Origin of the sequence: Paraburkholderia elongata, assembly GCF_013177735.1 — a bacterium.
GTDB classification, from domain to species: Bacteria; Pseudomonadota; Gammaproteobacteria; order Burkholderiales; family Burkholderiaceae; genus Paraburkholderia; species Paraburkholderia elongata.
Window position 1 is genome coordinate 1 of record NZ_WOEZ01000345.1, and the last position, 18,706, is coordinate 18,706.

The window sequence follows — 18,706 nt, forward strand, 5'->3', positions numbered from 1 at the left end:
GTAGCCGCCGCCGCCCTGGCAGTTGAGATAGAGCAGGTCACCCGGCTCGATAACCGTCTGGGCGTAGCACTGCGTCGGATTGGCATCGCCTTCGATTTCGTCGAGAGAGGACGGCAGCTTGCCGGCGATCTGCCGTGTTTCGTTCTCCTCTAGATTGACGATGGCCCCTCCGGCCCGGTCGATACGCTCGGTCACTTCGCGCGCCAGCTTGCGACGGACAGCGGAGCTCAAGAATCCAGCCGCGTTGGCCGCTGCCTCGCGACGCGTCCCCAACATACTCTCCGACTTGCGCGGGACTTCCCGCAGAACCTGCTCTTCCTCACGCATTTCGCCTTCGCTTACGTAGGGGTGGCCGCGAGGGCACTCCCTGACGAAAAGACCGAACGACGAGTCAAGCAATGACCCATCACTCTCGAGCAAGAGCGGCGGCTCAGCCAGCCGTTCATCGTCGTCGCCCTGCGCGATAGTCACGGGAGCACAATCGTAACCATACGAAATTGCCCGAATACGCCACTGAAATGCCAACGTCGTATTCCCACTGCCCGCTGAACCTTGGGTCAGAGCACACGTCTGATGCCTAGCGGCCGCAAGCGGTGCCTGCAGACTCTTCCGCTTGACAGTAACATTTGATTCACGGCTCATACTTGGGGCGACCGACGTTGACATGAAATGCTCCTATGAGGCCCACGAAGCTTCATCGCACTCGTTACGCTGACGCTGCGATCACCGCGCTTACTGACGTGCAGCCCGAATCGGCACGTACGAACAAATCCCACGTCGTCATCCGAGGTAAGCTAACCTTATCCGAACACGCCCCGGGTGTTGCGATCTCTATGACAGTAAGACTACGTTCGAGTCCGCCGATGGATTAGACGGTGGACTCGGATTGCACTCGTCCACCAACAGCAGGAATCGCGCACGTCTTCGAAGCCCGAGGCGCATCGCGTTGTTCGCGCCTTCAATGTGTCGCCGCGCCGCGTAGCGGCGTAAATTCAAATGAGATGCGCACGCGACAACATCCCGCGCGTCTCCCGCGGAGCACCGATGATGCAGTGCACTCAGAGGCTCTGGTGCAAGTAGTGACGGTGAATCGGATAAAGTGTTATCCCCGATCTCATCATCCGACAATGAGCAAGCTGAGGAGTATGGACGCACTGTTCCCAGGCCGTCACTTCAACCGCGACGTGATCATCCTGTGCGTGCGCTGGTATCTGCATTACAAGCTCAGCCTGCGTGATCTTGTAGAGATGATGGCCAAGCGTGGCCTATCGCTGGCCCACACGACGATCCCGCGTTGGGTGAAGCGTTACACGCCGGAGTTCGTCAAGCGCTGGGACGGCTTCGCCACGCCTGCGGGCGCGTCGTGGCGCGTCGACGAAACTTACGTGAAGATCCGCGGCAAACGGGTCTATCTTTTTCGGGCGGTGAATCGGGCAGGTCAGACGGTTGATTTCCTGCTCAGGGAGAAACGTGATGTCAAGGCGGCCAAAGCCTTTTTTAGCAAGGCCATCAAATATCGGGGCAAGCCGCCAACGACCATCACGCTCGATGGCTATGCCGCCGCACACCATGCTGTGCGGGAGATGAAGGCCGACGGCCAGCTGCCGGAGGACACAGAGGTCCGATCCTCGAAATATCTCAACAACCCGATCGAACAGGACCTTCGCCACATCAAGTCCCGAACCAATGTCATGCTCGGCTTCAAGCGTTTCAGGAATGCCACGACCACTCTTGCAGGCATCGACTTGATGCAACGCATTCGCCAAGGCCTATTCAATCTGGCGAGGCTCCGCCTCGAAGTTACCACTGCGTCTGCCATCTGGAATTCTGTCCTGTTCGCTTGATAAGAAATCCTTTCTATATCAACGAACTCTTCCAGACCGTCCATTTGCACCAGAGCCAATTCGCGGTTGTGGCAGCAAGCGTCGACGTGCAACGGGGGCTTGAGCGCTGGTCCCCGACGGAAAGTAAGGGATGGGATAATGCATTTCAGGAGATGTTTTGCTGCGCAAGAAGTTAAACGTAATTCATTTCCACTCGGGCACCTGCGCGATCATCGATTTCATCGCGAAGTCGATAAAGACCTGCACCGCGCGCGGCAACTGTCGTCGACTGGGATATACAACGTATACGCCGTAACCTTCGCCCCCGTATCCTGGTAGAACTTCAATCAGCTCCCCCGAGCGCAAATACTTCTCAGTCAACGTGACCGGCAACAGCGCAACGCCCAGGTGGGCTCGCGCGGCCTCCAGCTGCGCTGCCGCGGTGTTGGCACGGAACCGGCCAGTAACATGGACTTCAGTCGTGCCGCCCGGTCCGTCGAGCCGCCACACGGTGCGGGGCGCAGGCTCAGTCATGGAAATACAGTCGTGTTCCGCCAATTCGTCCGGAGAGTGAGGGGCGCCTCGCGCTGCGAGGTAGGCTGGGCTCGCGACCAACGTACGGCGGCTGACGCAAAGCTGCCGCGCGATGAGCGTGGGCTCGAGGTTCTTGCCGGAACGAATTGCCACATCAATGGCTTCACCGACGACGTCGGCGCGACCATCGCTAAGGATGAATTCCAGTCTCACGTCCGGATAGTTGGCCAAAAACTCCGCAACCCACGGCATTGCATTTAGATTGAAGAAATCTGCGGTACCAGCGACACGAACGCGTCCACTGGGCAGCCTACCTTTATCGGAGAGCTCGTCGGCCGCCTGCACCAAGGCCTCGATTTGATCGGCGCATCGCGCGTAAAACGCTTCACCGGCCTCCGTAAGCGATAGGCGCCGGGTGGAGCGTTGCATCAGCCGTAGCCCGAGTTCCTGCTCCAGTTGAGTGATCCGGCGACTGGCGGTATTGGGCGGAATGCCGAGGCGCCGTGCCGCCTCGGCAAAGCTGCCGGCGCGAACCACGTGAACGAACAATGCAACGTCGTTTAGATCCGTCATGACGCCCCCATCTCCCCCAATTATGGACGAATGTAATCCACAGAGACCACCTAGTGCCTACTGCAGGTTGTTCACTATATTCTGCACTGTTTACACCGCGGAAATGCTCAGCATTACTACCATGCCCACGGCCAAGACCCCGTCGATCTACGAACTGAGCGGCCACCACAGCAAATCACATAGCTTCGACGGGAATGATTCCCCGTTTTCCAGTTTCCGCATGCTCCAACAGCCGGGTTAGTGCTGTTCTGTGCCCATCGACTAGACCCGACGAGCAAACTCGGTTGCATGTTGAGGGTTGAGACTGCGCCGGCACCAACAATCGTAATCAAACCGTCTCTACGTCGTTTCATTTCAGGATGTCATCATGGATCGTTACAAGTTTCTTCCACTGCTGGGTCGCATTCTGATCGGTGCACCGTTTCTCATGAGTGGTTTGAGTAAGTTGGCGGCGCATGACGCAACCGTCAGCTTCATCGCGGCCGCTGGTCTCCCAGCGTCTCCGATTGCGTACATAGGTGCGGTGATCCTGGAGATCGGCGGTGGTTTGCTGCTCATTTCGGGCTATCGGGTTCGTGCCGTATCGCTAGCACTGGCAGTGTTCTGCGTGGTCACCGGGGCGTTCTTCCACAACAATTTCGCGGACCAGAACCAGGTGATTCACTTCTTTAAGAACGTGATGATGGCTGGCGGCCTACTTCAGATTGCCTACTTTGGCGCGGGCGCACTCAGCCTGGATGCGCGCTTCGGACGTGCAGCCTCACGTGTGGGGACCCCGACTATCAGCTAAAGGAAGCGGTTCCGCTTAGACGACCGAATCTCCTCGATCGCATCGTCTCGTAGGACACTCGAGCGACGCCGACGGGGAACTGTCATACCGATTGCTCGTAAGCGTCATTTGAAGGCTGCATGGGCAGAGCTGGCACCGGTGTCCAAAGTGATGCCCGTTACTTCAAGTGGTGGGGACTACTTTGGGCGGTTCTGCCGCACTAAGGTGGCCTGTTATCCTGCAGGCATGGAACGTGGGAAGCAGTACAGCATTGAACCTCTGATCTCTATTAGGAGAATTCCCGATGAAGTGTAGGCTTGCGGTTTGCGTATTTTGCCTTTTCGCGACAGAGTCAATGGGTGTGTATGCCCAGACGGATTCGGCTTCTACCCCGGCGCCTCAATTAACGAAGTCCAGTAATGCGGCTGACCGCGCACTTTCGAATAATGTACGAACGGCCCTGATTAAGGCGAAGATTGTCGACACGCCGACCATATCAGTTCTTGCAAAGAATGGATCCGTCACGCTCGCAGGTTCGGTCCGAGAGCAGTCTGAAATCGAGGCTGCAGGAGATGTCGCACGGACGGTAAGTGGAGTGAACTCGGTCGAAAACGCTTTGACGGTCCGTCAACAACAGTAGAGTCGAGCCGCTCGGGTATGTATAAAAGTGGCTGCATACTCAAACGGTCGCTCAGCTAAGGTAAAATTGCACAACTCAGTGACAGGTATCCACCCCGACGTGCAGCCTCAAGCCGAAGTAACACTACTGGCCTTTGCGCGTCTGATGCATCTCGGGATCACGCGCCTTCTGTTCATTCTTCGCTGAGATGGGCGCGGAGATCAACGTTGCATCGCTGCTGAGCGTCATCCCGCAGACCTCCAAAACCCACCCCACCTCGCCGAAGAGTCGTTCAACGAGCTTGTTCGTCTCAAGCAGGCGCCAGAATTTGAGCAGCGTGGTCGCGTCCGGCACGGCTTCGCTGCACAGATCAATTCCCACAAAGCGACTCAGGCTCGTGCTGTCGTACCGCGCCTCCTCGCAAGTGAAGTCGGCCAGATTGAACCAGTGCGGGATAAAGTGAATCCGCAGCATGCGCTTGAGCCCGGTCGGCGGACGGCCGTTGTCGCATTTCGGATAGTACGGCTCAAGCACCGCGTACAGTCCGGTCCACGTCATGATTGTGTTCATCGTGTGGAGAAACTCGTCGCGCCGCGTGCGTTTGCGTCGGTTCTCGAAACCCCCACCTTGATCCGAAGCCACCGCGAGCGTCCGCTGTTTCAGCGTCTTGTGTCTTTACCGTTGCATGTCCGCTCTATAATGCTTGAGGCGGAAGAGCGACGGGCTTAATCAGTCTTGCCTTGTGCGACACGTGTCGCTGTCAGGCGCGCGTTAAGCGGCATGTAGTAGGCGGTAAAGCTCGTTTCTGTCTTGTCACGCTATGCATGGTTCGCGTCGCCGTGGGCTGCTGTACGACCAGCGCTTACCTGTCTGAACGTGCGCTCCTGGTAACGGGAGCGTGCGGAGCTCGAGAGACAACGTGCCTCTCGATTGAAGGTTCACCTTGTTAGCCGGTCTTAAGCCGTGCCCGAGCGGTCTGTGGTGATAGTCGCTTGGGCGGTTTGCGGCAACTCGCGCATGACAGGCCTGACCTCGCGGCGCTCCGGTTGGCGCACTGAGGCTTCTGCTCGTGGGGGTATTACGCATGACTTGACGCCCCACGCGCGCAGGCGCACCGCGGTGGACAGGGTCTCATATCCGAGTCGTTTCCCAACTACGTGTGGGACGTCCAATGAGCGGGCGATTCCTGCTTTTCGTGGATGAGTGCAATCCGGATGTGGCATCTAATCGATCTCCGAATTCGAACGTAATCTAGGTGCCATAGAGGCTCGCAAGACCTCCTGCAAAAGTCAAAGAGGTAGCCATGCCTCGACGATGACTGATGACTTGGGAGTTGTCCATGCGCCGAGACTATTCAGGCCGGTCTGTTGCAGTGCACGGTAATCTTGCTGCCCTCGTGCTGAGCAAGCCGAAGCCTCGTGATCCTCAGAGCAACACTTCATGTCAATGCCACAATGTAGTCGTGAGCCACATGCCATGGCAGAACGAATTCATCCGCTGACACGAGGTGCCGCCGCCAGGAATCGAATATGTGCGTTGATCCAAGTCCAGCACGGCGGCTTTATGGGCCAGGGTCAAGTGCGTCCGTGGGGTTATTTTCTAGTGCAGAATTGGACATGGGCTCATCTTCATGCAGTTACTGGTCACGACGTCTACTACTATCAGATCCAGAGGGCTCCCCCGTGCCCGCCGGTTCTTATGACGAGTAGGCGTTCCCGAGACCGCTGGCAGCCTTTCATTGCAGTTCTGTCTCGTTCAGCTTCGACCGCTTCGGTCTACGAGATCGGCCTTGGCAACTCGCGGACCGTGCGCTGCGCAAGACGATCCGCACTGTCCAGGTGGAATTCACCCGTACCGGCAAGCCTGTGGCGAAAGGACTTCCTGTCTGGCCCATCTTTGATCCAGCGGCGCCGCGCGTCATGGCGCTCGACGACGCGATCGGCGTGATGCAGAAGCCGTGGCTGGAACATCTCCGCTTTTGGGAGGCGCACTATGCTGCGCGCCGTGTAGCGACCTATCCCACTGAATGAATGGAAACAATGGCCATTGGCAAAAGCTTCGGGAGTCTTTTGTGATTGGAGGTGCTTCCTGCCCTATAAAGTCGTTTAGGGATTCCGGCTCGGGTTGAGCTAGTCATTCCATATTCAACTCCTTCAACCCATGGTATAAGGAGTACCAATGATTTAATAACGCAAGCGTCCTTGCTTTTGTGTCTGCCTTTATACCACCGGCGCCCCGACTTCGAAGCATAGAACGGGGCTGGTCGCCGCGACGCTGATCAAAAGCCCTGCTTAGAGATCCGTGGCGAAGGGCGCCGCGGGTGATTATTTCGAGAGGAAAAAAATGCCTATTAGCTATGTAATGGTTGGGATTGCCATCGCCACCAATATTCTTTCCGTCTATTTCATGAAACTCTGCGGTGGCATGACGCAGCCGTGGCCGACCCTTGGAATGGTTCTAGCCAATACGCTGTGCCTTTGGTTTCTCGGGCGGGCAATGACAGCTGGTGCGCCGGTCGGTGCCGCAGTGACAGCGCTGACGGTTGGCGTGATGATTGGCTCTTTCTTCGTAGGTCTGTCTTTTGGAGAACGGGTCTCGATTATCCAAGTTGTTGGCGGGGCGATCGCCATCGCGGGCGTTGTGATTGGAAACTTATCCGTTGCAAGCTCGTGAGACGAGATCTTGCGCCAGACCCCGAATCTTGGTGGAGAGGACACGTGATATCGTTGAATGGTAAGGTAGCAGTCCTCACCGGTGTGGGACGCGATATCGGCCGTGCTATTGCAGTCAAACTCGTTAAATGCGGGGCTGACCGATGTCCAAACGATTGAACCTCTAGTCTATCGCACCCCCGAGTTTGGCCCAGGTAGCCTCGATTGAGACATCGCCAGCGAAGGCCGTTGCCGACGGTCCGGCCAATCTCGCCAACTCGGTTGGTGCTTCCAAATCGACCAGAACTACGCTCGGGTGAGCTATCGAACGACCTTATCTATGGAACCCGCCAAATGTCCACACTATTCGAACCCTACAAGCTCAAAGACGTCTATTTGCGTAACCGCATCGCGATTCCCCCGATGTGCCAATACGCCGCTGTCGACGGACTGATTAATGATTGGCACCGCGTCCACCTCGCCGGCCTTGCACGCGGTGGTGCCGGGTTGGTGATCGTCGAAGCGACGGCCGTGTCGCCAGAGGGCCGCATTACTCCGGGCTGCACCGGGATCTGGAGCGACGAGCAGGCACAGGCATTTGCGCCCGTCGTTGCTTCAATCAAGGCTGCCGGCGCCGTACCCGGCATCCAGATCGCCCATGCGGGCCGCAAAGCCAGTTCGAACAGGCCGTGGGAAGGTGACAACCATATCGCTGCAGAAGATCCTCGCGGCTGGCAGACCATTGCTCCGTCGGCCATCGCTTTTGGCGCCCATCTGCCGAGAGTGCCCGAAGCAATGACGCTTCAAGACATCGCCCGCGTGTGCGAGGATTTCGTAGCGGCCGCAAAGCGTGCGCGGGATGCCGGCTTCGAATGGCTGGAACTGCACTTTGCACATGGCTATCTCGGTCAGAGTTTTTTTTCGAGACACTCGAATCAACGGAACGATGCATATGGCGGCAGCCTCGATAACCGCAGCCGTTTCCTGTTAGAGACTTTGGCGGCGGTGCGCGATGTATGGCCCGAACATCTGCCACTGACCGCCCGTTTCGGCGTCGTCGAATACGACGGGCGCGACGACGAGACCCTCGCCGAATCCATCGAACTGGCAAAGAACTTCAAACGGGAAGGGCTGGACATGCTGAGTGTCAGCCTAGGCTTCTCCACACCGACAGCTGAAATTCCGTGGGCACCTGCATTCCTCACGCGCATTGCGGAGCGCGTACGCCGCGAAGCGCAACTGCCTGTCGCGTCGGCGTGGGGCATCGACACGCCCGAACTCGCAAATCGGTGCATTGAAAATGGACAGCTCGACCTCGTGATGGTTGGGCGTGCGCACCTCGCCGATCCTCATTGGCCGTATTCAGCCGCGCGCAAGCTCGGGATCGACCGTGCGTCCTGGACACTCCCAGCACCGTACGCGCATTGGCTCGAACGCTACACAGTGAGCTGAGAACACCACCAGGCCTACGCAAGCCACGCCGCTCACAATGGATTCACTCCGATGTGGCGGCACGGAGCGTCACCGCGCGGTGGTTAGAGCGCTGATGCGCGATCAAATGCGTCTCCCGAGGATATGAGCAAGTTGCGACGGCGAACCCGGAAGTCCGCTGAATGACCGTCCGGCCTCTTGATTTGGAAAGGCGTGATGTCATCCTCGCGGCCGTGGAGCAGCGCTTCGGCAACGCTGCGTATTCCACGGAAGAAGACCAGCGACTCCACGCGAAGACGACCGGCGTGTACGCGTAGCGAGCGGGCTTGAATTGGTTTTACGCTGACTCCGATTTGTCGGTCAAACCATTTCGGCTTTTGCGCATCGATTCACCCGAGAGCGTGAGCCGATGCCGCATTGTGAACGATTAGCGAACGCCCTGCGACGGCTGAAGACCGCGCAATACCGGGCCATTGGGAAGGCGATCTGCTGTTTGGCAGCGCAAACAGCCAGATTGCAACGCTCGTCGAACGTCAACCCCGGTTCGTGAAGCTGGTGAAGGTTGCCAGCAAGGATACCGAGACCGTCGTCAACGCCTTCTTGATCAGGCATACCGGCAAGCTGCCTCAGGAACCGTAAAGATCGCTGACGTGGGACCGGGGCAAGGAGATGGTCGACCACAAGCGCTTCACCGTGGCCACCAACCTCATGGTCTACTTCTGCGATCCGCAGCATCCCTGGCAACGCGGCTCGAAGGAAAACGCGAATCGGCTTCTGAGGCAGTACTTCCCTAAAGGTACCTGTAGCTACTTGCATTCGATACCGGCCGTGCTTGCAATCGACGGGAGTTCCTGCTCGAAATAACTGCAACTGACCAGGCGCGCGTGCTCGGATTAACTGCAACTGTGCTTGCATTCAGCCGGCCATGCTCGCATTCCATCGGCGCCTGCTCACATTATCTGCATCCAGCGATGCTACTTCGACAGGCCTCGTAGGGTGGCCAAAATATCCAGTCGACGCGCTGCTTCGTAAATGCGTGTTGCTTCGTCACACACCTCGCTCGGCATGGTCTTTCGTCGTGTAGCGCTCATGCATTGCGATGGTATAACTCCGTGGGTTGAAACAAAGCGACGCCACGCAGCAGTGACGGTTTCCTCGGTCCATTTCACCCGTGTGTTGTGACCGGCGCGCGCTGTAGCCAAAGCGCCATGCCGCTCCGCAGCCGCATATATGCGGCTGGCTTCGGCTACCACTTCGGCTGGCAGAGTCATCCTTTTGCGTGCCCCCATGTATTGCGATGGCGTCATGCCGTACTTGATATGAAAATCTCGCCAAGCTTCGACTGCGCGATCGGGGCTCCAGGAGATAGTGCTTGCGTGGTCTTGATTCAGCATGCGCCTAACTTGCCGAGTACCGCCGAGCCATTCGTGCACCCGTCCAGCCAAGGTGCTGTATTGAGGGCCAGCCCGGTCCGCATACTTCCCGCGTTTCCGCAGCCAGTCCTCTGAAGGAAATCGGCCGTCGGGCATGTCGGCCGCCAACGCCCGACAACTCTCCAAGAGTTCGTCTGCATCGGACCAGTGCGCCGTCTCGATCGTCCGATCGCTCGGTTTGTCGAAACGGAATGGGTCGATGTGCCCGATATACGGGGCAAGAAGCTCAGTCAACCGTGCGTCGGATAGGCAATCCCGATATTGCAGTCCAAGGAAACGCGGGTTGGTTGCGTTGAACGTTTCTTTCATGGCCCGCGTGGCCGCGTAGCGGCCCTTCGTGAGGTTGTCGGGGAGGTCGCCCCATATTTCTACGTCGATCCAGGCGCCTGTCGTCGACACAAAGTGAAGGTCAAACAAGCCGCGATGACGCCCCGTTTGCTCCGCATAGCGGTCGGGATAGCGCTCTCCGCGCTTGTGATCGATCCCTCGTGCATAGAGAAAATTGGACAACGAGGCCTCCGGTCGGCTGCGCCAGCGAACGCCATTTCTCGACTCATAAAACGGACACGTTGCGAAGCTCCCCAGCGCCTCTCGTAGGTCTCCCCAGGTCCGCCCTGACTTGTGAACGGCCACCACGAGGGAGCTGTACCCGTTCTGGCGGAACCACTGGACGGTGGGCAAATCGCCCTCCCGCTCCTTCACTTCTCTTGCTCGCTCTATCGCGACTTCCCAAGTCCATTGAGGCTTAGTCGATCCGCGATAGGTCCGGGACGAAAGCTTCCAAGCCGCATACGCTTCGGCCAAGCCCAATTCTGCCAGGAGGACAGGCTGCTTTAGACTAGAGGACAGCAGCCGCGGATACAATGCGTCCGGCTGTTTTTCGAGGAACGGGGTCGCGAGTGCCCGAAGGCCGTGCTGTTCGTACAGACGCTGAACTGCCGTCAGCAGCTCAGCCCGCTGCTCGGCCACGGTCGGAACTGGTGGCGGCAGCGGCAGTGCTGGCGCCGCCGCAGTAACAGCGGCGCTAGCGGCCTCGGCGGTCTGAAAGAGGCCGAGGTACTTTCGCTTACCTTCAATATGAATGTACGCGCTCCATTTGCCCGCTGCCTTGTGCCAAGAAACGCCGGCGTATCCGCTCGTGTTGTTCGTGGTCGGTTTGTTCATTCCTTTCACAAATAGTGTCTGCGGCAAGGTAGGGGCGCTCAATGTATCCATAAACTGCCCTTGATCAGTCGTGTGTTCAGATCGGCAACCCTGCCGCCAGCATCTTGTCGCGCAGGGTCGCGGCGCGCACCGGGTCCAGCAAGTTACTGAAGAGCGCCTTGATCTCGGCCGGCTTGGCGTCGAACTGTTCGACGAGATCCTTGACGCGATAGCCATGGCGCGTCAGCGTCGGCTCGATGTCGTCGAGTTGGCGCGAGAGGACCGACTCGAGGAGTTCGGCGGATACGGGCTTTTCGCCCGTCAGATAACCCGCTTCGAATGCGAGTGCCAGATGCAGCTGAATTTGCAGCGGCGTGCGCAGTTTCGTCGCGAGCAGGTCCATCGCCCCCTCGGTCAGAATCGATTCGACGTCGGTCCCGTCGCGGGCGCATGCGCCGAGCAACCAGTGAATGTATTCACGCTGGCTGCCGGCGATGCCGTCCAGCGAGAAGATGTCGGTGCGATAGCCGATTTCTTCCATCGTCGCGCGCCGCAGGTCGTTGCGCAGCTTGGGGTGGCCAGCAAGGATCACCGACAGGCTGCCGTCGCCATCCTCGACCAGCTCCATCAGGCGCTTTAGTCCGGTGAGGGTGTTGCCGTTCAGGTCGTGCGCCTCGTCGACGAACAATGCGACGGGGCGCTTGTTCTTCCTCACCAACTCACGCAGGTCGCGCTCGCGCTTCTCGCCCTGCGTAGGAATGCGCACCTGCTTCTCGGTCGACAGGTCATAGAACAGCGCCGCGATGAACGTCGCGAGCTTGATGCGATGCTTCTCGATCGCCAGTGACTTCGAAACGGTGACGCGCTTCTCGTCCTCGAGCGCCTGCTGAAGCCGGCGCAGCATCATCGTCTTGCCGCTGCCGACGACGCCACACACCGCGATCAGCCGTCCTTCCACGATGGCGCCTTTGATATCTTTCATCAACTGCTGGTGGTGGCCGGTTTCGAAATAGCCGGCCTGATTCAGCGGCACTGTCAGTCCGTAGTGCTGCATCACTTCAGCTCGCATGTTCTTCTCCTGATTTACCGTGCCGGAAATAGTCTCGGACGCGCGCCAGTACGATACGGCGGACCAATGTCTCGGCCAGCACTTGGTCGATGAACTGCCGATCCTGAGGCGACAATTTCGCGAGGGGCCGTGCCAGATCGCCGGCGATCGCGAGCTTGGCCGCGATCGCAGTCGGAAACCGGTATTCGTGCGCGTCAGCGTCAAAGGGTTGATGTGGCAGCGGTACGGGAGCCGTCGCGGACGGCGCGAGGCGAACGTCGTCGCCGGCGAGCGCAGCGATCGGCAAGCCGAGCTGGTCGGCCAGCGAGCGGATGCGATCGGCGCGCTCATCGGCCTTGCCGCGTTTGAACGCGCGATAGCGATGCAGCGGGATCGGGCCGGATACTGGGTGGTATGGGCCGAAGCGTTCGCCGTCGAACTCCGCATACAGCTCGTCATCGAACAAGCCCCACCACAGCACCACGGTCTCGCCCGCCATGTCGGGCTCGAGTTCATACGCGGTGCCGTCGATCGCGATACGCGCATCAATACCGACCTTGCGCCGTTCCGGTTCGCGCGCGAACCGGCAGAACTGCTCCCACGTACACATGTCGCGCACGCCCTCGTCGGGTAGGTGCGCGCGCCAGTCCTCGAGCCGCGAATGTTTCTCGGATCGGTGCCGCTGATCGTTGTAGCGCTGTAAATAGCGGAGCAGCCACTCGTTGGCCTGCAACTCGGTTTCCGGCTTGTGGAAGTGATACAGCGTCTCGTGCGCTTCTTTGACGGTGCGAAACGGGCGCTCGACCTTGCCCTTCGAGCGCGCCGTCGTGCGCGTGCCGTCCTTGCCGGCGGGCAGATGCGTCTGCCACTTGATGTCAAGCGCCTGCATGACGTTCTGGAACACCCGGCTTTTTGCGACCGGGCCATTGTCCAGATAGATCATCTTCGGCCGACCCTCAAACGGGAATGCCGGATCGGCCTTGGGCGCCATCGCATTGAACAGGAAGCGCAGCGCCGATTCCACGTCTTCGCCGTACACGCAGCGATACTCCTCGTAGGCGACGCCGCTGCGATCGTCGACCACCCCGAACAGCATCAGCGTCGGCTCGCCCTTCGCCGGGTCGATCCAGGCGGGACGTTCGATGTGCTTGAGGTCGGACGGTGAGAGATCGAACTGCCAGCAATCGTTGCTGCGCTCGGCCTGAAAGCGCACCGCGGGAGGCTGCCGCAGCAGGTGCGGCTGATCGAGCCGCAGCGCTGCCAGATAGTGGTTGATCGTCGGCACGCGCAGCACGCCCTTGGGCGCCTTCACCAAGCCCTGCACGGTCTCGATGCCGTAGTCCTCAAGCAGCTCAATGGCCCGTTGGGTGGAGACGTGCCGTCCCTGCTTGTTGGTGGTGCGCAGTTTCAGCGCCGCGATCAGCTCGCAGTAGCGCTCCAGTTCTATCTGCTGCAACACGCGCGGCTTGCCGTAGTCGGCGCGGTGCGCGGCATGGGGCTGCTGGAAGCGATGTAGCGCGCGGTAGACGCTCGTCGTCGAGATCCCGTACAACTCGGCGACCGCCGCGACCTGCGCGGCCCGCTCGGGGCTTTTGTGCGGCAGACGGTCGAGCCGCTGCCGCAGCTGCATCAGCGAGTCCGGCGGGATCGCCTTACGCCGCCCGCTGGGCATTGCGTTCCGCCTCGGTCAGGTAGTTGTACAAGGTTGAGCGGCCGATGCCCATCAGCCGGCAGATTTCTTCGACGGTGTGCCGGCGCTCGTGATAGAGCTGCAAGGCGAGTTGCTCGCGCTCCGGGTCGAGCCGCTTCTTGCGCCCGCCCTTGTGGCCGCGGGCGCGGGCCGCCGACAAGCCCGCGCGGGTGCGCTCGCGAATCAGGTTGCGCTCGAACTCGGCGAGTGCGCCGAACAGATGAAACACGAGCCGGCCACCGATCGACGCGGTATCGATGCTTTCCTGCAAGCTGCGCAGGCCGACGCCGGCGGCATCAAGCCGCTCAACCAGGTAGATCAAGTCTTTCAGCGAGCGCCCGAGCCGGTCCAGCCGCCAGATCACGACCGTGTCGCCCCGGCGCAATGCCGCAAGCAATGCCGTCAACCCGGTGCGTTCCGATTTCGCGCCGCTCGCCGTGTCCTCGAAAACGCGCTCGCATCCGGCCTTCGCCAACGCGTCGCGTTGCAGGTCGAGATGCTGGTCATCCGTCGAAACGCGCGCGTATCCTATCAACATACGAATTCCAGTTTGTCCAGTGAAAATCCAGTATAGTCGGACGTTGAAAAATGGAAGCCGATATTGGACGCTCTTGATGCGGTTCGCGGCCAATCGGGATCGGCGGCGGCCAGCGTCCATCAAACCTTCGTTTGTTGGACGACGATACGAGGTTTAGCACCAACCAAATTCATAAGCAAAACGGGGAAAAACAATGTCGAAATGCATCTATTGCGGTTCGTCCGGTGGCGCAGGGCCCAACCCGTGGTCACGTCGTACATGTTCCTGGCAAATGTATCTACCCTTGATGCCCGTGGCCGACATGCCTACATAGACCACGTGCCTGTGGGGTCTACGAGGATTGTCCGAGTCCGCTGTCCGATATAACACGTAGATTCCCCGCATCCCCCGTGGAATCGAGTCGATATCGGCGATGGAGATCAATTCTTTCTTCTGCTCGATAAGACGAAGAGGATCGGTCCGCTGGGTTCCCCGTTGTGCTGGGACGTCCATTTGTAGCTCCCGTTACATTATTCCGCCGCCAAGCACATGTCCCTTCGTTGGGCTTCTGGAGCAATTCCCTCCCGCGCCGCTGGATGAACCGCAATAAATACATTTCTTTGCACCGTTATCGACTACATGTCCCTTCGTTGGACTTCTAGAGCAATTCCCTCCCGCGCTGCCGGACGAACCACAATCGCTTACGCGCGCATCGTCGGCACAAGAGCGAATATTGGGATTGCTGTTCAATTTTCGTCGTATGGCCCAACGTGCGAGCTGAAGAAATTCGCGAGCTTGAAGGAATTCTTCGGCACATCTATCGCTTCGATCCGAACGCTCAACAGCTCAACGCACAAGGTTCTTATAAGAGGTTGGCCCGGACACCACAAGTCACGCTGTCCGAGGCGTTCCGCCGCCAACCGGAATACGACGAGCGCGATGATGTCGAGGCCGAGTAGAAACTGCGTACGCAGCGTCGGATGAATGGGAGCCCTCGAAACGACAGCAGTAGCCTCAACCCCCGATTACCCGCTTTCCACCGGACAACCAATCTGATTTTGTTGGTTGCAGAGAATGTGAACAGGCGGAGATGGAATGCAAGCACGGCCGGCTGAATGCAAGCACAGTTGCAGTTACTCACAAGTCAGAAATATAGCGGACAGATGGATGCCTGAAGAACGAACGCACGAGCTTCGGGTCTCGCCCAATTTGTGCAAGCTGTTCGTGAATCCGTGGCCCCAGCTTTTCGCCCTTTTGCAAAGGGCGTCGCGCGGCGCCGGTGCGCTTGACGTGACTCCACACCAACTCATCCGGATTGAGGTCCGGCGCGTAACCGGGCAGGAAGTGCAAAGTCAGTTTCCCCTGGGTGCTGGCGACATATTCCTTGACGATGGCTTTCTTATGCGCAGGCAATCCGTCGACGACCAGATGAACCGCCTTCTTGCGATTGAACATCAACTTCTTGAGCAGCGTCACGAACAGCTCACCGCTGAGCCCACCTTCGTACGTTGCAAACCAGAAGGCACCCTTCGAGTTGACGGCAGACGCTGCGCTCATACTTTGCCGCTGGCCCGGCCGTTCGACAACGGGTGTTTCACCGCACGGCGCCCAGGTCCTGCCATGCACCGAGTCAGCCCGGAAGCCCGATTCGTCCCAGAAGAAGATGTCGGCGTTTTCCTTGCGCGCCTGTCTGGCAATGGTCGGATACGTGTCACGTTGCCAGCGCCCGATTGCCTCCGGGTCGCGCTGATACGCGCGCTGCAACGGCTTTTGCGGCGTCAGGTTCAAGCGCGCCAGCATCGTGCCTATCGACGCCAGGCTCAGCGTGACATCGAACTCCCGCTGCACCAGCTCCCGAACCAGGTTGCGCGTCCACAGCCCAAAGTCAAACCCATACTGCATCGGATTCTTGCCATTAATCCAGCGCAGCACCTGCTGTTCCTGCGCACGCGTGAGCTTGCGCGGGCGCCCCGTGCCTTTGCTGGAGCGCAGTGCCCGAACGCCACGACCGCGACCACGCGCCTGAGCCCGGACCTTGTACGCCCACGAGCGATGCATCCCAAACGATACCGCAACATCATCCGGATGCTCGCCCCCGGCCATGCGTTGAACCGCAAGGATGCGCATTTCTTCAAGCGTGTTGTGAGCCAGGCCCCGGCCGTCCCGTTTCATGAGCGCTCCTGTCAATGACCGTCGCTCAAGCATAGACCATTTGTCCGCTAAATTCCTGACTTATGAGTAATCTGAGCACGACCCTTCCGTCAGTTGCAGTTATTTCAAGCAGGAAATCGTGTCGATTGCAAGTACGGCCGGTTTCGAATGCAAGCCGTTACAGCTACGGGTTGCTTTCCCGACATTCGCACCTCGGCAGTCGCGAATGTCGGGTCTCACAGCAAGCGAATGCGTACTTTCGACCCTGAAGAGACTATCGAGCTTGCTGAAAGCAGCCGTTCGCCTCATCCGAACGCGAGTCCTATCTCGCTGCGACAGTCGGTTCCAAATTATTGCTAGCGCTTGGCCCGAGTTCGTTGAAGTACAAACAGGGCAAGAGCGAGGATCGGCCCAATGCAGGGTTCCCACACCATGGCAAGACTCTCATTGCGACTTATGTAGAGAGTTCTTCCGTGGTAGTTGTAAGGAACAACGTTTCCAGTCGCCGGGTTTGGCGTTGACGGCGAAGCGAGTATTTCTGCCCAATCATGGATTCCAACGGCAAGGCAAACAATAAAGTACGGCACCCACCAGTATCGCAGTAGTAAATCAATAATTTGGCGTGTTGGTTTCGACATGAATTCGCCTGAATTGTCAGCTACAGTCGGTTCAATGCTTTCGGTGAGATTGTCGACGATCCGAGCGTCAATTGCGGCCGGCCGCTTGTGGCCCAGAGTGTGTCAAAACGCCTTTTTTGAAACGCTAGAATTATTCATCCGATAGCGGAGGATGAGCGAGATGACGCGGTTCGTTCAAGGCGATAATCGTACGCAAAGCTTTCTCCTTCCCGAAGCGCTTGATGACTACGTGACGGACACCAATCCTGTGCGCGTGGTGGACGTCTTTGTGAACGAGCTCGACCTTCAGAAGCTCGGGTTTGACGGTGTCGAGCCTGCGCTGACCGGTCGACCTTCGTATCATCCGGAGGTGATGCTCAAGATTTACATCTACGGTTACCTGAACCGTATTCAATCTAGCCGTCGCCTTGAACGTGAGGCCCAACGCAACGTTGAACTGATGTGGCTCACGGGCCGCCTGGCGCCGGGCTTCAAGACCATTGCCCGGTTCCGCAAAGACAACGGCAAAGCGATCCGCAGTGTCTGTCGTCAGTTCGTGATGCTATGCCAGCGTCTGGACCTCTTCGCAGACGCGCTCGTTGCGATCGACGGCAGCAAGTTTAAGGCGGTGAACCATCGCGACCGCAACTTCACCATCGCAAAACTAGAACGGCGAATGCGGGATATCGAGGCAAGCATCAGCCGTTATCTAGTGGAAATGGACACGGCCGACCGTCCGGAAACCCGCATGTTTATCGGGCTGCTTTTGCACGGGATGAGCTTGCGTGGAGCACGTAATAGTGCGGGTATCCGTGGGATGGATCACCCCTTGATGAATGCGAGCAGATCTGTATTAACCTTGTCGGCCTCGGTCGTGCACATGCCGTGCGGGGCACCGGGATAGACCTTCAGCATTGCATTTTTCACGATTTTCGCCGACAGGCGACCAGAGTCATCGAGCGGAACAATCTGATCGGCATCGCCCTGCAGAATCAGTGTCGGTACATCGATCTTCTTGAGGTCTTCGGTAAAGTCGACTTCCGAAAATTGTTTGACGCAGTCGTACTGGCCTTTGATCGAACCCAGCATTCCCTGGCTCCAGAACGAGTCAAGCACGCCCTGCGACACCTTTGCGTTCGGACGGTTAGCGCCGTAAAACGGCAATGCGAGGTCCTTGTAGAACTGCGCGCGGTCTCCAAGGACTCCGGCGCGGATTTTGTCGAACACTTCGATTGGAGTCCCGCCGGGGTTAGCGGGAGTCTTTACCATGATCGGTGGAACTGCTCCGATGAGGACCACCTTCGCCACACGCTTTGTGCCGTGTCGGCCAATGTAGCGCGCCACCTCGCCTCCGCCCGTCGAATGACCGACCAGCGTGGATTCCTTCAGGTCCAGGTGCTCGATCACCGTCGCCAGATCGTCTGCGTAGGTGTTCATGTCGTTCCCGTTCCACGGCTGGCCAGAGCGACCATGTCCACGCCGGTCATGAGCGACCACGCGGAAGCCGCGACTGGCGAGAAACATCATCTGGGCATCCCACGCGTCTGCGTCGAGTGGCCAGCCATGGGAGAACACTACCGGGCGTCCGGTACCCCAATCCTTGTAAAAGATTTGCGTGCCATCCTTTGTCGTTACGGTGTCCATTGCATTCAGTCCTTTGTGAGTAGTGTGGGAACCAGTCAGAACATCCGTCCGCTCGCCGGCTGC

15 protein-coding genes and 3 pseudogenes are annotated in these 18,706 nt (G+C 58.7%); 9 read left to right on the forward strand and 9 right to left on the reverse strand.

Annotated features, from left to right (window positions below):
- Positions 1-471: hypothetical protein (locus GNZ13_RS51055; RefSeq protein WP_172179039.1), on the reverse strand; the 471-nt coding region annotated here is incomplete at its 3' end.
- A gap of 656 nt (positions 472-1,127) precedes the next feature.
- Here GNZ13_RS51055 and GNZ13_RS51060 point away from each other — a divergent pair.
- Entirely contained in the window at positions 1,128-1,844 is a 717-nt protein-coding gene (locus tag GNZ13_RS51060; RefSeq protein ID WP_172179053.1) for an IS6 family transposase, read from the forward strand.
- A gap of 183 nt (positions 1,845-2,027) precedes the next feature.
- Here the strand turns inward: GNZ13_RS51060 and GNZ13_RS51065 are convergent, their stop codons facing one another.
- A complete protein-coding gene (locus GNZ13_RS51065; protein WP_172179040.1) occupies positions 2,028-2,930 on the reverse strand; it encodes a LysR family transcriptional regulator in 903 nt (300 codons plus the stop codon).
- Between the two features lie 367 nt (positions 2,931-3,297).
- On the opposite strand from GNZ13_RS51065, the gene GNZ13_RS51070 reads away from it, so the two are divergent.
- Entirely contained in the window at positions 3,298-3,720 is a 423-nt protein-coding gene (locus tag GNZ13_RS51070) for a DoxX family protein (RefSeq protein WP_172179041.1), read from the forward strand.
- A gap of 334 nt (positions 3,721-4,054) precedes the next feature.
- On the forward strand, positions 4,055-4,339 hold the full coding sequence (locus GNZ13_RS54585) for a BON domain-containing protein (RefSeq protein WP_407945729.1): 285 nt from the start codon (positions 4,055-4,057) through the stop codon (positions 4,337-4,339).
- A gap of 126 nt (positions 4,340-4,465) precedes the next feature.
- Here the strand turns inward: GNZ13_RS54585 and GNZ13_RS51080 are convergent.
- Positions 4,466-4,981 (reverse strand): annotated as a pseudogene (locus GNZ13_RS51080) (transposase); the annotation flags it as partial.
- 1,175 nt (positions 4,982-6,156) lie between these two features.
- Here GNZ13_RS51080 and GNZ13_RS51085 point away from each other — a divergent pair.
- From GNZ13_RS51085 to GNZ13_RS51100, 4 genes and pseudogenes are all read left to right on the forward strand, one after another.
- A complete protein-coding gene (locus tag GNZ13_RS51085; RefSeq protein WP_172179043.1) occupies positions 6,157-6,348 on the forward strand; it encodes a hypothetical protein in 192 nt (63 codons plus the stop codon).
- Positions 6,349-6,619: 271 nt separating this feature from the next.
- Complete coding sequence (locus GNZ13_RS51090) at positions 6,620-6,991, forward strand: DMT family transporter (protein WP_172179044.1); 372 nt, start codon at positions 6,620-6,622, stop codon at positions 6,989-6,991.
- Between the two features lie 332 nt (positions 6,992-7,323).
- Positions 7,324-8,421 carry an NADH:flavin oxidoreductase/NADH oxidase gene (locus tag GNZ13_RS51095; protein WP_172179045.1) on the forward strand — a complete coding sequence of 366 codons (1,098 nt, stop codon included), beginning with the start codon at positions 7,324-7,326 and terminating at the stop codon, positions 8,419-8,421.
- Between the two features lie 402 nt (positions 8,422-8,823).
- A pseudogene (locus GNZ13_RS51100) lies at positions 8,824-9,198 on the forward strand (IS30 family transposase); the annotation flags it as partial.
- Positions 9,199-9,374: 176 nt separating this feature from the next.
- Here the strand turns inward: GNZ13_RS51100 and GNZ13_RS51105 are convergent.
- Genes GNZ13_RS51105 through GNZ13_RS51120 form a run of 4 tightly spaced genes read right to left on the reverse strand, consistent with a single transcriptional unit; the run spans position 9,375 to position 14,252 of the window.
- Positions 9,375-11,048, reverse strand: coding sequence for an AP2 domain-containing protein (locus GNZ13_RS51105; protein WP_172179046.1), 1,674 nt, complete (start codon positions 11,046-11,048; stop codon positions 9,375-9,377).
- A gap of 25 nt (positions 11,049-11,073) precedes the next feature.
- Positions 11,074-12,045, reverse strand: coding sequence for an ExeA family protein (locus GNZ13_RS51110; RefSeq protein WP_172179047.1), 972 nt, complete (start codon positions 12,043-12,045; stop codon positions 11,074-11,076).
- Positions 12,035-13,672 carry an IS481 family transposase gene (locus GNZ13_RS51115; RefSeq protein WP_328807432.1) on the reverse strand — a complete coding sequence of 546 codons (1,638 nt, stop codon included), beginning with the start codon at positions 13,670-13,672 and terminating at the stop codon, positions 12,035-12,037. Before GNZ13_RS51115 ends, GNZ13_RS51110 begins: the two co-directional genes overlap by 11 nt.
- Positions 13,673-13,676: 4 nt before the next feature.
- Positions 13,677-14,252 carry a recombinase family protein gene (locus GNZ13_RS51120; RefSeq protein WP_172179049.1) on the reverse strand — a complete coding sequence of 192 codons (576 nt, stop codon included), beginning with the start codon at positions 14,250-14,252 and terminating at the stop codon, positions 13,677-13,679.
- Positions 14,253-15,001: 749 nt separating this feature from the next.
- Between GNZ13_RS51120 and GNZ13_RS51125 the strand changes: the two genes are divergently transcribed.
- On the forward strand, positions 15,002-15,190 hold the full coding sequence (locus tag GNZ13_RS51125) for a hypothetical protein (RefSeq protein WP_172179050.1): 189 nt from the start codon (positions 15,002-15,004) through the stop codon (positions 15,188-15,190).
- 178 nt (positions 15,191-15,368) lie between these two features.
- On the opposite strand, the gene GNZ13_RS51130 is transcribed toward GNZ13_RS51125, so the two are convergent.
- A complete protein-coding gene (locus GNZ13_RS51130; protein ID WP_172179051.1) occupies positions 15,369-16,403 on the reverse strand; it encodes an IS630 family transposase in 1,035 nt (344 codons plus the stop codon).
- 777 nt (positions 16,404-17,180) lie between these two features.
- On the opposite strand from GNZ13_RS51130, the pseudogene GNZ13_RS51135 reads away from it, so the two are divergent.
- Positions 17,181-17,741, forward strand: a pseudogene (locus GNZ13_RS51135) (transposase); the annotation flags it as partial.
- Positions 17,742-17,821: 80 nt separating this feature from the next.
- Here the strand turns inward: GNZ13_RS51135 and GNZ13_RS51140 are convergent.
- Positions 17,822-18,643, reverse strand: coding sequence for an alpha/beta fold hydrolase (locus tag GNZ13_RS51140; RefSeq protein WP_172179052.1), 822 nt, complete (start codon positions 18,641-18,643; stop codon positions 17,822-17,824).
- Positions 18,644-18,706 lie beyond the last annotated feature (63 nt).

Excerpts from the sequence above, each read along its gene's own strand:
- GNZ13_RS51060 (WP_172179053.1), top strand. The coding sequence starts at position 1,128 with ATGAGCAAGCTGAGGAGTATGGACGCACTGTTCCCAGGCCGTCACTTC.
- GNZ13_RS51065 (WP_172179040.1), bottom strand. The coding sequence starts at position 2,930 with ATGACGGATCTAAACGACGTTGCATTGTTCGTTCACGTGGTTCGCGCC.
- GNZ13_RS51070 (WP_172179041.1), top strand. The coding sequence starts at position 3,298 with ATGGATCGTTACAAGTTTCTTCCACTGCTGGGTCGCATTCTGATCGGT.
- GNZ13_RS54585 (WP_407945729.1), top strand. The coding sequence starts at position 4,055 with ATGGGTGTGTATGCCCAGACGGATTCGGCTTCTACCCCGGCGCCTCAA.
- GNZ13_RS51095 (WP_172179045.1), top strand. The coding sequence starts at position 7,324 with ATGTCCACACTATTCGAACCCTACAAGCTCAAAGACGTCTATTTGCGT.
- GNZ13_RS51105 (WP_172179046.1), bottom strand. The coding sequence starts at position 11,048 with ATGGATACATTGAGCGCCCCTACCTTGCCGCAGACACTATTTGTGAAA.
- GNZ13_RS51110 (WP_172179047.1), bottom strand. The coding sequence starts at position 12,045 with ATGCGAGCTGAAGTGATGCAGCACTACGGACTGACAGTGCCGCTGAAT.
- GNZ13_RS51120 (WP_172179049.1), bottom strand. The coding sequence starts at position 14,252 with ATGTTGATAGGATACGCGCGCGTTTCGACGGATGACCAGCATCTCGAC.
- GNZ13_RS51130 (WP_172179051.1), bottom strand. The coding sequence starts at position 16,403 with ATGAAACGGGACGGCCGGGGCCTGGCTCACAACACGCTTGAAGAAATG.
- GNZ13_RS51140 (WP_172179052.1), bottom strand. The coding sequence starts at position 18,643 with ATGGACACCGTAACGACAAAGGATGGCACGCAAATCTTTTACAAGGAT.